Below are 15,129 nucleotides of genomic sequence, written 5' to 3'. Positions count from 1 at the left end.
ACCGGTGCTCCCGCCGCCTCAGAGCCAGGGAAGCGGCAGCGCCTGGACGGGCTCGCCCGGCCGCACGCCGTCGGCGGGGATCAGCAGCAGCACGTTGGCCTGCGAGAAGCCGCGCAGCTGGTCGGAGCCCGCGCGTGACAGCGCCACCGCGCTGGGCAGCTCGGTGCCCTGGGCGTCAGCGCCTTCGCTCAGGTCGGTGATCGTGGTCCCGGAGACGGCGGCGCCAGCCACGAAGGCCAGTCCCGGTGCCAGTCGATCCGTCTTGGAGGCCGGCAGCTCGCGGGTCAGGCGCACCGTGGTCAGCGGCGGGATGACGTTGCCGCCGAGCCCGGCCAGCAGCGGCGCCCCCAGCAGCATCAGGGTGGTCATGGCCGCCAGCGGGTTGCCGGGAAGGCCCAGGACGAACGGGCCGTCCTCCGGCATGCGGGCAAGCAGCGCGGGGTGGCCCGGGCGCAGGCCCAGCTCGTCGATGAGCAGATGCGCGCCGCTGTCCTCCAGCGACGGGCGCAGATGATCCGCGGTCGAGCGGCCCGTGCCGCCCGTGGTGATGATCAGCTGCGCGCGGGAGTCCAGCACGGACTCCGCGCCCACCGCGGAGCCGGTGAGCCGCTCGAGCATCTGCTCGCGGTCATCGCCCACGCGGTGCACGGCATCCACCTGACCGCCCAGGAGGTGGACGAACTGCGGCAGCTGCGGGCCGAAGGCGTCCCGGACCCGTCCCGGCTCCGGGACGCCGTCCTCGTCGACTTCGTCGCCGGTCAGCAGCAGGGTCACGCGCGGGCGCCGCAGCAGCGGGAGCATGTCCAGGCCCGTGGTGGCCGCGAAGGCCACGTGCCCCGGGGTCAGCCGCGTCCCGGCGCGGATCAGCAGCTCTCCGGTCTCGGCTTCGCGGCCTGCCCGGCGCAGGTTCTGTCCCTCCTCGGGGGCGCCCTCCGGTGCCTCGGGGCTCAGGCGCAGCGAGTCGCCGTCCTCGAGGCCCCATTCCGAGCGCAGCACCGCGCTCGTGCTGAACGGGACCAGTCCGCCCGTGACGATCGGTGCGGCCTCGCCGACGGCCAGCGATCGCGGGGGCTTGAGCTGCGGCTCCTCGGTGCGGGCCCAGGCCACGCGCTGGTCGATCTGCTCGTACTCGCCGCGGTTGATCCGCCAGGGGCCCGGTCCGTTCACTGCCCAGCCGTCCATGGCCGAGGAGGTGTAGTGGGGCACCGGACGTTCGGCGCGCAGGTCCTCGGCCAGGGTCTCGCCCACCGTCTCCCCGAGAGGGAGCCAGTGCGGCGGCAGCGCCGCAGCGGCGTCGAAGGCCGCCTGGCGGGCCTGCGCCCAGTCGGGGCTGCGAAGAGTGCGGGTGGTCTGCGGCTGATCGCTCATGGTCTCCTCAGTCCTGAACGGGCACGAGCCCGAATCTCTTCACATCGTCCCATGTGTCCACGTCATCGGTCAGTCCCCTGACGGCTGTTTGCCGGTCCCACAGCGGCCCGAGGACTCGACGCACCGAGCGATCGACGACGGGCTGGTCGACCAGCTGCCGACCCAGCACCGCGCTGCGGTAGACGGCGGCCAGCGGCTGGAGGATGCCGCGATCGCTCAGCACGATCCCGCGCGGGGCCTCGAGGGGCGCTGTGCTGGTGCGGCCCGAGTCGGTGGCCTCCGAGGCGGGGGAGGGCGCTCGGCTCGTGCCCCGTGCCTCGATCTCGGCGATCAGGGCCCGAGCGGCGTCGGCGACCCGGGGCATGTCGCAGGCCAGGGTGAGGGTCCACTGCTCGTCGGGGTCGACGGCGCGGTCCGCAGTGCCGGGCGCGGCGGGATCGTCGCCCCCTTCAGGTTCGGAGGGCTCGGCGGAGGCGCAGGCCCCGGAGGGCTCGGCCAGCGCCAGGGCGAGTGCGCCAGCGGCCAGGGCGGCCGCCGGACCGGAGAACGGCGGGTCCTCTCGGGTGCGCAGCACGCCGTCCGGCAGGGGAAGGCCCTCCGGGCCCACGACGGCGATCCGATGCGCCGGAAGGCCGAGCCCGCTCAGGGCTTCGACGGCGCCGTGCACGAGGGCAGGGGCGCCGTCGCGATCCGGGCGCATCAGCGCCTTGGGCGATCCGCCCAGGCGAGAGGACCGGCCACCGGCGACCACGATCGCGCTCAGCGCCGCGCGGGAGCTGCGGGTGGGCGTCGGCGCGGATGCCGGAGCAGGCACCGGGACCGGCAGCTTCGGCAGCGGGGCCACCTCAGCCCCCGGCGAAGGGCGGCAGGACGTCCAGGGCGGAGCCGTCGGAGATCTCGGTCTCGGGCTCGGGGCAGGCCTGGCCGTCGAGCAGGAACGAGCAGCGCTCGAGCACCTCGGCCAGCGGCAGCTCGCCCGCAGGCGCGGTGGGATGCGCCGCGATCAGCGCGTTCTCCACCGCACCCCGGGTGACGCGGCCGTCGCCGTCGCGAGGCAGGGCGTCGTAGTCCAGCTGCTGTGTGTCCTGGCCCACCGAGGCCTTGGCCGCGGCGTAGTAGTTGACCGTCAGCGACATATCGCACCTCCATCGTGATCTCGCGCGCGCACGGCGGCGGGTTATGGTCGGATCAGGATCTCATCCACCGATCGCGGACATGGAGCGCTCGGGCTGGATGAAGCCGTCGTCGCCCAGTCCGGTGCGATCCATGCCGTGCGCCGCGGGCTTGATCCACATGGCCGCGCGCCAGCGCTCGGCGATCAGTTCGTCCGCCCGCTCCTGCGGCAGCGCGCCCTGCTCGGTCTGCCCGCGCAGCAGGTCGCGCAGCCCGAACTCCTCATGGGAGAACAGGCAGGAGCGGATCTCGCCCTCGGCGGTCAGGCGGGTGCGGCGGCAGTCGCCGCAGAACGGCTCGGTCACCGACGCGATGATCCCCACCGTGCCCAGCGGCTCCTCCGACAGGTCTGCTCCGAGGGCGCGCACGTCCCACAGCTCGGCCGGGGCTCCGGCGCGGGGGACCGGGCGAGGATCTAGACGGAAGCGCCGTCCCAGCAGCTGCCGGATCTCCGCGGCCGTGATCATGCCTCGGCGCGTCCAGGTGCGGTCCTCGTCCAGGGGCATCTGCTCGATGAAGCGCAGGTGCAGCCCCTGCTCGAGGCTCCAGGACAACAGCTCGGCTGCGCCGTGGTCGTTGATCCCGCGCAGCAGCACGGAGTTGATCTTCACGGGCTCCAGACCCGCCTCCTGAGCGGCACGGATCCCCGCCAGCACCTGCGGGAGCCGGTCGCGACGGGCCAGACGGGCGAAGGTCTCCCGGTCCAGGGTGTCCAGCGAGACGTTCAGCCGCGTCAGCCCGGCCTCCCGGAGCCCGGCGGCGCGACGGTCCAGCCCGATCGCGTTCGTGGTCAGGGAGATCGGCAGCTCGGGGTGCTCGCGGTGCACTCCGGCGATGATCTCCTCCAGATCCGGACGGATCAGGGGCTCGCCTCCGGTCAGGCGCAGCTCCACGATGCCCAGGCGCTGCACGCCGATGCGCACCAGGCGCTGGATCTCGGCGGCGGTGAGCAGCTCGGAGGACGGACGCCAGTCCATCCCCTCGGCGGGCATGCAGTAGGTGCAGCGCAGATTGCACTTGTCGGTCAGGGAGATGCGCAGATCGGCGGCCCGGCGCCCGAAGGAGTCGACCAGTCCCTGCGACGGATCCGCGGGTGAGGGCTCCAGGCGCGTGCGCAGGCCTGGCATCCCGAGTGCGGTGGTCATGGGGCTCACCTCGTTCCCTTCCCGGATCTGCTGCAGCCGGTGCTGGTCGTGTCTGCCAGGCTATCGGCGCAGTCTGCGGATCCTGCTGCGGTGGCCCGGACTTGCTTCGCGCCGGCCGGCGCGTTCCTGCTGACGGTGCCGGATCAGAGACCATAGACAGTACAGTCTCCGGGAGCCTTGACGCGGCTCAAGCCGGAGCAGCGGGGCGGACATGGCAGGGGTGGCCGACATGGCAGGGCACGGCGGCAGGCACGGGCACCGATCGCGCGGCGTGGACGAGCACATCGCCGCGATCCAGGGCGTCATCGAGCGCAGCCGGTGGTCAGACCGGGCGACGGAGGAGGTCGCGCTGGAGGATGCCGCCGGTCGGGTGCTGGCCGAGGAGCTGACGGCCCCGATCCCGCTGCCGCGCTTCGACGACTCCCAGATGGACGGTTACGCCGTGCGCGCTGCCGACACGCAGGGCGGTCCTCTGCACGACGGCGGCTCGCAGGCCGATGCCCAGACAGGCGGTGCTGAGCCGGGCGTCGTTGAGCTGACGGTGGCCGCGACCGGTGCCGCCGGGCACGAGCCCGCCCCGTTGGCGCCCGGGACGGCCGCGCCCGTGATGACCGGGGCGCCGATCCCGGTCGGTGCGGACGCCGTCGTGCCGGTCGAGGAGGTCGCACCGGCGCAGTTCCTCCCCGACGGTGCCGTGGTGCAGGTGCCGGCGGAGCAGCCCAGGGGGCGCTTCGTGCGCCCGGCAGGTTCGGATGTCGCGCGCGGCGAGTCCGTGCTGGGTGCCGGGATGGTTCTGAGCCCCGTGGCGATCGGGGCGATCGCGGCTCTGGGCCTGCAGCGGGTGCGGGTGCGCCCTGCGCTGCGGGTCGGCGTCCTGACCACCGGGGACGAGGTGGTCGCGCCCGGGCAGGAGCCGGCCGCCGCCCAGATCCACAATGCCAATGCGCCGCTGCTGCGGGCGCAGCTGGAGCGGATGGGGTGCCGTGTCACGGCGGTGCGTCACGTGATCGACGACGACGATGAGCTGCGCCGCCTGCTGGCCTCCTCCGACTTCGAGGCGCCCGATCTCTGGGTGAGCTCCGGCGGGATCTCCGAGGGGGCCTTCGAGGTCGTGCGCCGCGTGCTGGGCGCCGAACCGGACAGCGAGTTCCTGCACGTGGCCATGCAGCCGGGCGGTCCGCAGGGCCTGGCCATGACCGACGGCACGGCGGTCGTCTGCCTGCCCGGAAATCCGGTGTCCACCTGGGTCTCGGCGGAGGCCCTGCTGCGCCCGGCGCTCGCGGCGGCGGGTGCCGGAGCCGAGGCGCCGCGCACGATCAGCGCCGCGTGCGCCGAGGATCTCGAGCGGCTGCCCGGTCGGTCTCGGATCGTGCGGGCCCGCTGGGACGGACGGCAGGCGCACCGACTCGGCGGGTACAGCTCGCACCTGCTGGCCACGGCCGCGCAGGCCGACGCCCTGATCGTCCTGGGCCCCGGCGAGGGATCGGTGCCCGCCGGCGAGCCCGTGGAGGTCCGTCTGCTCTGAGGTGCTCGGACGCGGATGCCCGCGGCCGTGAAGGGTCTGTCGTGCAGGCCTTCTGCCGGTGAAGGGCGGCAGAGGCGACCCCTCACCGGGCGGGCGGTCCAGGGAACGATCAGAGCCCGGCACCTCGCGGAGGGCGAGGTGCCGGGCTCTGGAGGAGAGACCTCAGCGGCGCTCGGGCTTGACGGCCAGCACCGGGCAGGCGGACTCGAGCAGGATCTGCTGCGCGGCGCTGCCCAGCAGCAGCTTGCCCATGGGACTGCGGTGGCGGATGCCCACGACGATCAGGGAGGCGTCCGCGGCCTCGGCGGCATCCAGCAGATCGCCGACGGCGTCGCGGCCGCGGGCGTCCGGGAACTGGTGAGCGACCTTGACGCCCTGCAGCTCCTGGGCCTCGGTATCCGAATCGTCCCCGCCGAGGTGGAAGATCACGGCGTCCTCCGAGCGGCGGGCTGCCTCGGCCAGTCCGGCGTCCAGGGCGGCCTGGCCCTCGGCGGTGCCGGCGCGGGCGATCACGATGGTCATGGGTCCTCCTGGAACGGGGTCTGGGGAGCGCCATGGCGGCGCTCAACCTATGGTACATATCACATCCGCGGCCTCGGGCTGAGGCCTCGAGGCCAAGAATGCACTTCTGTCTTGAACGTGACGCGGGATCGTCGCCGCACGTCGCAGGCGAAGCGGGCGGGGGCTGCGCTCCGGCCACCAGCTGCATCCGCACCCGCGTCGAGGTCCTCATGAAGCTCCGCGCGCCGCTGTCCTGCCTCACGGTGACCCTGGCCGTCACCGCACTCGGTCTCGGCGGCCTCGTGCCCGCTGCGGCCGCACCCGAGTCGTCGTCGAGTGCCGCCGAGCCTGCTGTCGGAGCGGTCCCGGAGACCGCGCCCCCTGCTCCGTCTCAGGCCCTCGCCGTCGGGGCGGCCGACAGCGCGGCGGACCAGCCGCTGGGGCCGTTCTACGTCGCGCCGTCGCAGCCGCCCGACTCGCCCGCGAGCCTGCTCAAGCACGAGGCCTCCCCGTTCTGCCTCGGCCCTGCGCGGGCCGTGCGGCTGGGTGAGGCGCAGTCGCGGATCATGTACACCAGGACCGACTCGGACGGGGCGATCGTCCCGGTGATGGGCTCGTTCCTGGAGTCGGGCTCGCCGTGACGGGGCAGCGGGGCCCGTCCGCTGATCACCTACGCGGTGGGCACGCAGGGCGTGGCGGATCAGTGCGCGCCCAGCCATCAGGGCGCGCAGGGCACCGAGTACGAGGCCGCGGCCATCAACGCCCTGCTGCTGGCCGGCTACGACGTGGTCGTGACGGACTACATCGGCCTGGGGATGCAGGGCCCGCACGCCTACATGGACCGCCTGGACCAGGGTCACGCCGTCTTCGACGCGACCCGCGCCGCGCGCGACGCCTGCATGGGCGGGACCAGCGCGCAGACGCCGGTCGGGATCGTGGGCTACTCGCAGGGCGGTGGGGCCGCCGCCTCAGCGGGCGAGCTGGCTGCCTCTTATGCTCATGAGCTGAAGGTGCGCGCGATCGCGGCGGGTGCGGTGCCCGCGGATCTGCACCAGGTCGCGGCCCAGATCGACAGCGGCCTGTGCAACGGCTTCCTCATGTACACGCTCAGCGGTCTGATCGAGTCCGAGGGCATCTCGCCGGCGTCGTTCCTGAACCCCCGCGGCGTGCAGCTCTACACGGAGACGGTCGGGGAGTGCACCACCTCGGCGATCGCTCCGACCGGACGGGGCGCGAGCTCGCCGGCAGGTGGTGCGCGCAGGGTGCGAGCGTGCAGTTGGCCCCCACGCTGGGTGCCGGGCACGTGGGCGGCTACGTCACGTCCCAGCCGCACATCCTCAGCTTCCTCCAGGCCCGGTTCGACGGCAGGGCCCCGGTCTCCACCTGCGCTCACCTCTGAGCCCGGGCCGGATTCCGCTCAGGCGACGATCCAGGCCAGAGCGCCCAGCGCGACGAAGGCGATCGGGAAGATCCAGGCGATCAGCACCACGCCGCGTCGCGCCGGCGTTCGCGCGCCGTCCGGGGCGCGCAAGGGTGAGGTGACCCAGTCACCGTCGGACAGCTCGCGCATCTCGAGGGCCGAGAGCACGCACAGGATCGGGAGGGCACCCACGGAGACGGGGGCCGCGGGGATGCCATCGACCACAGAAGCCAGCGGCAGCAGACCGGCCAGCGCGCGCAGCGCGCCCAGCAGGAAGAGCCCCGCGAAGAAGACGATGCCGAGCCAGGTCCTGCGCAGCAGCGGTCCGAGCACGAAGGGCAGCGCGGCGACTCCGGTGACCAGCAGGCCCAGGATGACCAGCTCCACCAGGTTGAAGGACAGCGCCTCGCCTCGGGCCCAGCGGTTCGTCGCGTCGATGCCTGTGAGGAAGACGACCAGGGCCGTCGGGGAGATCAGAGTGACGCGCAGGACGCCCGTGTCCCGCACCGGCTCATCTGCGTCGCCGACCTCCCGGGCATACTCCCGGGCGTCGCCGAAAGCCTCCTCCGGGTCGGTGCCCGTCTCGATGCAGTGCGACTCGACCTCGGCGAGGCGGTCGCCGATCCGTGCGCCGGGCACATCCCGCAGGCGCAGCTCGAGGATGAAGTCATCGCACCAGCGGCGATGCATCCGCACGAAGGGCCGCTGCCAGACCTCGTGCTCATCGGCCAGGGAATCGGGTGCTGTGCTCATGGTGACCTCCTGATGAAGGGTGGAGTTCAGGGGCGCGACGGAGCTCGGTCGAGCTCCAGATGGGCGTCGACGGCGCGTGCGAAGGTCGACCAGGCGGTGCGGGCGTCGGCCAGCTCGGCGCGGCCGGCGTCGGTGAGGCGGAAGTACTTGCGCCCGGGCCCGCCCTCGCCGGTGCGCCACTCGATCGTCACGAGCTCGCGGGTCTCCAGGCGGGCGAGCAGGGGGTAGAGCGTGCCGCCCTTGATCTCGCCGAGCCCGGCCTCGGCTCTAGACTGACCGCGTCCGTCACCGGCCCCAGGAGATCTCCCCGCATGAAGTCCGCCGTCATCGCCCCCGCCCTGTTCGCGATCGCCGCCGTGATCCAGGCGCTCGGGATGCATCAGTACCACCAGGACGCGATCACGGTCACCGGGCAGCTGTTCTTCACCCTCTTCCTGATGGGCCTGGCCGCCTTCTACGGGCTGCGCGGGCGCGCCGAGCGCTTCGCGACCGTCCGGCTGGGGCTGCTGGTGCTGTCGGTGCTCGCGCTGGTGCTCACGCTCGCGGGCTGGGGCATGACGCTGTTCTGGTTCTATCCGTCGGTGTGGATGTTCTACGGGACCTTCCTCCTGCTGCTGGTCACGGCCGTCGTCGCGGTGGCCTCGAATCCGTCGGCGCGCCAGCGCGAGCGCGAGGCGGATGAGGGTGCGAACGCTGGCTGACGTTCCTCGCCGGGCGTCGACCGCCGGAGACCCCGTGGCATCTTCCGGAAATGACTTGCATTCTCGGAATCAGCTCGAGAAGAAATGATGCGCGAGCATTAGGCAACGCGATTGTGTGCTAATTCTTCTCAGGTTTGCCTGGCCATCCTGAAGGCTATGGATCCGCGTGATCACGCCGCTGTCAGATATTGATCCGCCGTTCCTTGACGCAGATCAAGGGTTCCTCGCGGTCGATTCTGCAATTCCGGCAACTGCCGGAAATCATTCCTCAGCGACTCGGCCTCGTCGATAGCCTCGAGCTATGAGCACGAATACGACTTCCGGAGCGCATACTGCCCACGCCGCAGGCGTCGACGGCCCCGCCAGCCAGGCGCTGCTGAAGACCGGCCGCTTCTTCACCCGTCGCGAGCAGACCGCGGACGGCCGCGCCGAGTTCCGGGAGGGCGGCCGCACGGGCGACTCCTTCTACCGCAACCGCTGGAGCCACGACAAGGTCGTGCGCTCGACCCACGGCGTGAACTGCACCGGGTCGTGCTCATGGAAGGTCTACGTCAAGGACGGGATCATCACCTGGGAGGCCCAGGAGACGGACTACCCCTCGGTGGGTCCTGACAGCCCCGAGTACGAGCCGCGCGGATGCCCCCGCGGCGCCGCCTTCTCCTGGTACACGTACTCGCCCACGCGCGTGCGCTATCCATATGTCCGCGGCGTGCTGCTCGAGATGTACCGCCAGGCCCGCGAGGCCCACGGCGGCGACGCCGTGGCGGCCTGGGCCTCGATCGTGGGCGACCCTGCCAAGCGCCGGGAGTTCCAGCAGGCCCGCGGCAAGGGCGGACTGGTGCGCGCGTCCTGGCAGGAGGCCCTCGAGATGACAGCCGCGGCCCACGTGCACACGATCGGCGCCTACGGCCCGGACCGCTGCGTCGGCTTCTCGCCGATCCCGGCCATGTCCATGGTCTCCCACGCCGCCGGCGCCCGGTTCATCAATCTCATCGGCGGCGTGATGAACAGCTTCTACGACTGGTACGCCGATCTGCCGGTCGCCTCGCCGCAGGTCTTCGGCGATCAGACGGACGTCCCGGAGTCAGGGGACTGGTGGGATGCCACCTACCTCATGATGTGGGGCTCCAACATCCCGGTGACCCGCACCCCGGATGCCCACTGGGTCGCGGAGGTGCGCTACCGCGGCACCAAGGTCGTCTCAGTCTCCCCGGACTACGCGGACAGCACCAAGTTCGCCGACGAGTGGCTGCCCGCCCAGCCCGGCTCCGATGCCGCGCTGGCCATGAGCATGGGCCAGGTCATCCTCACGGAGCACTTCGTGCAGAAGCGCACCCCGTTCTTCGAGGACTACGTCAAGCAGTTCACGGACCTGCCGTTCCTGGTCACCCTGGTCACCGGCGACGACGGCCAGGTGGTCCCGGGCAAGTTCGTCACCGCCGAGGACCTGGGCTCCGATCAGGCCGATCCCGCGTTCAAGACCGTGATGCTCGAACGCGCCACGGGCGAGGCCTTCATCCCCAAGGGCTCCATGGGCTTCCGCTACAACGCCCAGGACGAGGGCGACTGGAACCTGGACCTCGAGGGCCACGATCCGGCGCTGTCGATCATGGATCTGGGCGACTGGGACGGGACGGCCGCGGAGATCTCGCTGCCGGCCTTCGTCGACGACACCGGGGAGGGCTCCGTGGTCCGCCGCGGTGTGCCCGTGCGCACGGTCGCCGGGCGCACCGTCACCACGGTCTTCGACCTGATGCTCGCCCAGTACGCGGTCGGACGCGACGGCCTGCCGGGGCAGTGGTCGGGAGGCTACGACGACGCCGAGACCGCCTACACCCCGGCCTGGCAGGAGGCGATCTCCTCCGTGCCTGCCGAGGCCGCGATCCGGGTGGCCCGCGAGTTCGCCGCCAACGCGGAGCGCTCGGGCGGGCGCTCCATGATCATCCTGGGCGGCGGGCTGTGCCAGTGGTACCACGGCGATGTCACCTACCGCGCGATCCTGGCCATGCTCATGCTGTGCGGCTGCCAGGGCCGCAACGGCGGCGGCTGGGCGCACTACGTCGGCCAGGAGAAGGCCCGACCCATCACCGGCTGGGCCACCATGGCTTCGGCCTCGGACTGGTCGCGCCCGCCGCGGTTCATGATCGGCACGGCGTTCTGGTACATGCACACCGACCAGTTCCGCCAGGACGGCCACTCCTCGGCGCACCTGCAGTCGCCGCTGGCCAAGGGCCACCTGGACGGCATGCACACCGCCGACGTCGTGGCCCAGTCCACGCGTCTGGGCTGGATGCCGTTCTATCCGCAGTTCACACAGAACCCGCTCGACGTCGCCGACGCCGCAGCGGCTGCCGTCGAGCGCGGGGATGCCGAATCGGAGGGCCAGTGGGTCGCCGATCAGGCCAAGGCCGGCAAGCTGCAGTTCGCGGTCGAGGACCCGGACGCGGAGGCGAACTGGGCGCGCACGCTCGTGCTGTGGCGCTCGAACCTGCTGGGCTCCTCCGCCAAGGGCGAGGAGTACTTCCTCAAGCACCTACTGGGCACGCACCACAATGTGCTGGGCCGGGACCACGTGGACCACAAGCCGCGCGACGTCGCCTGGCACGAGCAGGCCCCGGAGGGCAAGCTCGACCTGCTGGTCTCGGCGGACTTCCGCATGACGTCCTCGACGCTGCTCTCCGACGTCGTGTTCCCGGCCGCCACCTGGTACGAGAAGTTCGACCTCTCCTCCACGGACATGCACCCGTACGTCCACGCCTTCAACCCGGCGATCACCCCGCCGTGGGAGGCCAAGACGGATCATGAGCTGTTCCGGCTGCTCGCGGACGAGGTCGCCCGCCTGGCCAAGGGCCGCCTGGACACCCGGCACGACCTGGTGGCCACCGCGATCACCCACGACACCCCGGGGCAGATCAACCAGCCCGGCGGGCACGTGCCCGAGTGGCGCGGCACGGACCTGCCCGCGGTGCCGGGGAAGAACTTCCCCAACCTCAAGGTCGTCGAGCGCGACTACACCGCTATCGGCCAGAAGTTCGTGGCCCTCGGCCCGCTGGCGGACAAGCTGGGTCTGACCACTAAGAACATCACCTTCGACGTCGGCCACGAGGTCGCAGCGCTGGGGCGCAAGCACGGCGTCTTCGACTCCGGAGCGGCCGAGGGCCGTCCCGCGCTCGAGACCGACGCCCGCATGGCCGAGGCCATCCTGGCGCTGTCCGGGACCACGAACGGCGAACTGGCGGTACAGGGCTTCAAGACCCTCGAGAAGCGCGTGGGCAAGCAGCTGCACGACCTCGCGCTGGGCTCGGAGGAGAAGAAGATCACCTTCGCCGACACCCAGGCCGCCCCGGTACCGGTCATCACCTCCCCGGAGTGGTCCGGCTCGGAGACCGGCGGGCGGCGCTATGCCCCGTTCACGGTGAACATCGAGCGCCTCAAGCCGTTCCACACGCTCACCGGGCGCATGCACTTCTTCCTGGACCACGACTGGATGTCGGACATGGGGGAGAACCTCCCCACCTACCGCCCGCCGCTGAACAATGCGGCGCTGTTCGGCGAGCCGAGGCTCGGCGAGCGCGGGGAGCTGTCGGTGGCCGTGCGCTACCTGACCCCGCACAACAAGTGGTCCATCCACTCCGAGTACCAGGACAACCTGTTCATGCTCTCGCTCTCGCGCGGAGGCACGTCGGTGTGGATGTCGGACCAGGACGCCGCGCTGATCCAGGTCAAGGACAACGACTGGGTCGAGTGCGTGAACACCAACGGCGTGTTCGTCGGACGGGCGATCGTCACCAGCCGCATGCGCGCCGGAGCGGTCTTCGTCCACCACGCGCAGGAGCGCACGATCGACGTCCCCAAGTCCGAGGCCACCGGCCGCCGCGGCGGCATTCACAACTCGGTCACTCGGATCATGCTCAAGCCCACCCACATGGTGGGCGGCTACGCCCAGCAGTCCTGGGCCTTCAACTACCACGGCCCCACCGGCAACAACCGAGATGTCACCTCGGTCGTCCGCAAGCGCTCGCAGGAGGTCCAGTACTGATGCGCATCATGGCTCAGACCGCGATGGTCATGACCCTCGACAAGTGCCTGGGGTGCCACACGTGCTCCGTGACGTGCAAGCAGGCGTGGACCAACCGCGCCGGCACCGAGTACGTCTGGTTCAACAACGTGGAGACCCGTCCCGGGCAGGGCTACCCGCGCCGCTACGAGGACCAGGAGAAGTGGCGCGGCGGCTGGAAGCTCAACCGCCGCGGCAACCTGCAGCTCAAGTCGGGCAATCGCCTGCAGAAGCTCTTCGGCATCTTCGCCTCCCCCGTGCAGCCGCACCTGGACGACTACTACGAGCCGTGGACCTACGACTACGAGAACCTCGTGGCGGCCCCGGCCTCGGACGACTTCCCGGTGGCCAAGCCCAAGTCGCTGATCACCGGTGCGGACACCAAGGTCGAGTGGTCGGCCAACTGGGACGACTCCCTGGGCGGCGTCGAGGCCACGGAGGCCCAGGACCCGGTGCTGCAGAAGCTGCGCCGCGACTCGGAGGACCGCATCAAGCTGGACTTCGAGAAGACCTTCATGTTCCACCTGCCGCGGATCTGCGAGCACTGCCTGAACCCGTCCTGCATGGCGGCGTGCCCGTCGGGGGCGATCTACAAGCGCGCCGAGGACGGCATCGTGCTGGTCGATCAGGACCAGTGCCGCGGCTGGCGCCAGTGCATCACCGGCTGCCCGTACAAGAAGATCTACTACAACCACAAGACCGGCAAGGCCGAGAAGTGCACGTTCTGCTACCCCCGTGTGGAGGTCGGCATCCCCACCGTGTGCGCCGAGACCTGCGTCGGCCGCATGCGCTACATCGGCATCTTCCTCTACGACGCCGACCGCGTCACCGAGGCCGCCGCGACCCCGGATGAGAAGGACCTCTACGAGGCCCAGCTCGACCTGATGCTCGACCCGAACGATCCAGAGGTCCAGCGCCAGGCCCGCGCCGACGGCATCCCCGAGGACTGGATGGACGCCGCCCGGAAGTCGCCGGTCTACAAGCTGGCCAAGGAGCTGCGGGTGGCTCTGCCCCTGCACCCCGAGTACCGCACCATGCCGATGGTCTGGTACGTCCCGCCGCTGTCGCCGATCGTCGACCTGCTGTCCGCGCAAGGCCACGACGGCCAGGATCTCGACGTCCTGTTCGGGGCGATCGACTCGCTGCGCATCCCCGTGGAGTACCTGGCCGAGCTGTTCACGGCCGGGGACACGGACATCATCACGGACGTGCTGCGCAAGCTGGCCGCCATGCGCTCCTACATGCGCGACATCACCCTGGGGGACCAGGCCGATGAGTCCATCGCCCAGGCGGTGGGCATGACCGGTGCGCAGATGTACGAGATGTACCGCCTCATGGCGATCGCCAAGTACTCCGAGCGCTACGTCATCCCCGCCGCGCATACCGAGGACGCCCACAACCTCGAGGAGATGGGCTGCTCCCTGGACGGCGACGGCGGCCCGGGCATGGGCCAGATGGGCGGACTGGGCGAGGCCTCGGGGCGTCCCACCCCGGTGGCGGTCGAGAACTTCGCCGCCCTCAAGGCGCGCCAGACCGCGGAGGCGCCCGCAGGGGCCACCGAGATGTCGGGGCGCGTGAACCTCCTGAACTGGGACGGCAACGGCACCCCGTACGGGCTGTTCCCGCAGCGCTCGTCCGGATCGAAGGGAGACGGGTCATGAGCCTGCTGGCCAAGATCTTCGGCCTGGGCGGCAAGGGCACCGTCGAGACCGCGCCGTGGCGCGACCCCGACCCGCAGCGCTCCGCCGTGGTACGCCAGTCGGCAGCGCTGCTGCTGGGCTACCCGGACCGGGAGCTGCTCGGGCGGATCCCGCAGATCCGCGCCGCGCTGCAGGAGGTCGGTGTGGATCCGGCGCCCGTTGACCGCCTCGAGCAGTGGATGCTCTCCAAGCCGCTGCCCGAGATCCAGGGCGACTGGGTCCAGGAGTACGACCTCTCGCGCCGACACAGCCTGCACCTCACGTACTGGACCGACGGCGACACCCGCCGCCGCGGCGAGTCGCTGCTGTCGTTCAAGCAGCTCTACGCCGAGCACGGGTTCCGCCTGGACGACTCCGAGCTGCCCGATCACCTCCCGGTGGTCCTGGAGTTCGCAGCGCTCGTGGCCCCCGACGACGGCGCCGAGCTGCTGCAGCGCTACCGGCCCTCCCTCGAGCTGCTGCGCCTGGCGCTGAAGGACGACGGCCTCCCGCACCTGGGGATCATCGAGCTCGTGTGCACCACGCTGCCCGGGCCCTCCCCGGAGGACCGCGATGCCGTGATGCGCATGGCCGGCTACGGCCCGCCCACGGAGACCGTGGGCCTGCAGCCGTTCGACCCGCGCCTGCTCCCGCTGTCCGACTCCTCGGCCTCCGGGATGACGGGCGGGGCCGCCGGGGCCGTGCCCGTGGATCCGGCGAGCCACCCCTCGGCCGCTCGCGCCGCCGGCTGCACACCCACCCATCGACGCGAGGCCGCCGCCTCCACGAGCTCCAGGGGCTGAGACC

At 71.4% G+C, this 15,129-nt stretch carries 14 protein-coding genes and 1 pseudogene; 8 read left to right on the top strand and 7 right to left on the bottom strand.

The window, feature by feature from the left end; genetic code table 11:
* Window positions 1-18: 18 nt before the first annotated feature.
* Genes M3E84_RS06355 through moaA form a run of 4 tightly spaced genes read right to left on the bottom strand, consistent with a single transcriptional unit; the run spans window position 19 to window position 3,686 of the window.
* Complete coding sequence (locus M3E84_RS06355; RefSeq protein WP_259895381.1) at window positions 19-1,368, bottom strand: molybdopterin molybdotransferase MoeA; 1,350 nt, start codon at window positions 1,366-1,368, stop codon at window positions 19-21.
* A gap of 7 nt (window positions 1,369-1,375) precedes the next feature.
* Window positions 1,376-2,212 (bottom strand): NTP transferase domain-containing protein, encoded by an 837-nt coding sequence (locus M3E84_RS06350; RefSeq protein ID WP_259895380.1) that lies wholly within the window; start codon window positions 2,210-2,212, stop codon window positions 1,376-1,378.
* A 1-nt stretch (window position 2,213) separates the two neighbouring features.
* Window positions 2,214-2,504 carry a MoaD/ThiS family protein gene (locus M3E84_RS06345; protein WP_259895379.1) on the bottom strand — a complete coding sequence of 97 codons (291 nt, stop codon included), beginning with the start codon at window positions 2,502-2,504 and terminating at the stop codon, window positions 2,214-2,216.
* A gap of 60 nt (window positions 2,505-2,564) precedes the next feature.
* Complete coding sequence (moaA, locus tag M3E84_RS06340) at window positions 2,565-3,686, bottom strand: GTP 3',8-cyclase MoaA (RefSeq protein WP_259895378.1); 1,122 nt, start codon at window positions 3,684-3,686, stop codon at window positions 2,565-2,567.
* 211 nt (window positions 3,687-3,897) lie between these two features.
* On the opposite strand from moaA, the gene glp reads away from it, so the two are divergent.
* Window positions 3,898-5,211: a gephyrin-like molybdotransferase Glp gene (gene glp / locus M3E84_RS06335; protein WP_259895377.1), complete on the top strand. Its 1,314-nt coding sequence runs from the start codon at window positions 3,898-3,900 to the stop codon at window positions 5,209-5,211.
* 162 nt (window positions 5,212-5,373) lie between these two features.
* On the opposite strand, the gene M3E84_RS06330 is transcribed toward glp, so the two are convergent.
* Window positions 5,374-5,733, bottom strand: coding sequence for a universal stress protein (locus tag M3E84_RS06330; RefSeq protein WP_061712893.1), 360 nt, complete (start codon window positions 5,731-5,733; stop codon window positions 5,374-5,376).
* 209 nt (window positions 5,734-5,942) lie between these two features.
* Here M3E84_RS06330 and M3E84_RS06325 point away from each other — a divergent pair, with 209 nt between their 5' ends.
* The 3 genes and pseudogenes from M3E84_RS06325 to M3E84_RS12405 all read left to right on the top strand — a co-directional run bounded on the left by M3E84_RS06325 (window position 5,943) and on the right by M3E84_RS12405 (window position 7,111).
* On the top strand, window positions 5,943-6,353 hold the full coding sequence (locus M3E84_RS06325) for a hypothetical protein (protein ID WP_259895376.1): 411 nt from the start codon (window positions 5,943-5,945) through the stop codon (window positions 6,351-6,353).
* A gap of 36 nt (window positions 6,354-6,389) precedes the next feature.
* Window positions 6,390-6,830: pseudogene (locus tag M3E84_RS12485) on the top strand (lipase family protein); the annotation flags it as partial.
* Window positions 6,794-7,111 (top strand): lipase family protein, encoded by a 318-nt coding sequence (locus M3E84_RS12405; protein ID WP_311200445.1) that lies wholly within the window; start codon window positions 6,794-6,796, stop codon window positions 7,109-7,111. The pseudogene M3E84_RS12485 and the gene M3E84_RS12405, both read left to right, overlap by 37 nt.
* An 18-nt stretch (window positions 7,112-7,129) precedes the next feature.
* On the opposite strand, the gene M3E84_RS06315 is transcribed toward M3E84_RS12405, so the two are convergent.
* Both M3E84_RS06315 and M3E84_RS06310 read right to left on the bottom strand, forming a co-directional pair.
* A complete protein-coding gene (locus tag M3E84_RS06315; RefSeq protein WP_259895374.1) occupies window positions 7,130-7,885 on the bottom strand; it encodes a hypothetical protein in 756 nt (251 codons plus the stop codon).
* A 26-nt stretch (window positions 7,886-7,911) separates the two neighbouring features.
* Window positions 7,912-8,265: a PadR family transcriptional regulator gene (locus M3E84_RS06310; RefSeq protein ID WP_396415577.1), complete on the bottom strand. Its 354-nt coding sequence runs from the start codon at window positions 8,263-8,265 to the stop codon at window positions 7,912-7,914.
* Between M3E84_RS06310 and M3E84_RS06305 the strand changes: the two genes are divergently transcribed.
* The 4 genes from M3E84_RS06305 (at window position 8,197) to narJ (ending at window position 15,125) form a co-directional block, all read left to right on the top strand.
* The gene (locus tag M3E84_RS06305) at window positions 8,197-8,586 is read left to right on the top strand and encodes a hypothetical protein (RefSeq protein WP_259895392.1); all 390 of its coding nucleotides are present in this window, start codon (window positions 8,197-8,199) and stop codon (window positions 8,584-8,586) included. The two genes, M3E84_RS06310 and M3E84_RS06305, sit on opposite strands and share 69 nt — an antisense overlap.
* Window positions 8,587-8,887: 301 nt before the next feature.
* Complete coding sequence (locus tag M3E84_RS06300; RefSeq protein ID WP_259895373.1) at window positions 8,888-12,625, top strand: nitrate reductase subunit alpha; 3,738 nt, start codon at window positions 8,888-8,890, stop codon at window positions 12,623-12,625.
* Window positions 12,625-14,304, top strand: coding sequence for a nitrate reductase subunit beta (gene narH / locus M3E84_RS06295; RefSeq protein ID WP_259895372.1), 1,680 nt, complete (start codon window positions 12,625-12,627; stop codon window positions 14,302-14,304). The genes M3E84_RS06300 and narH overlap by 1 nt, the downstream gene beginning before the upstream one ends.
* Window positions 14,301-15,125: a nitrate reductase molybdenum cofactor assembly chaperone gene (gene narJ, locus M3E84_RS06290; RefSeq protein ID WP_311200444.1), complete on the top strand. Its 825-nt coding sequence runs from the start codon at window positions 14,301-14,303 to the stop codon at window positions 15,123-15,125. Before narH ends, narJ begins: the two co-directional genes overlap by 4 nt.
* Window positions 15,126-15,129: the final 4 nt, after the last annotated feature.

This window comes from Kocuria sp. p3-SID1428, from assembly GCF_025149945.1.
In the GTDB taxonomy this organism is placed as follows: Bacteria; Actinomycetota; Actinomycetes; order Actinomycetales; family Micrococcaceae; genus Kocuria.
This window is presented reverse-complemented; position numbering and strand designations above follow the sequence as displayed.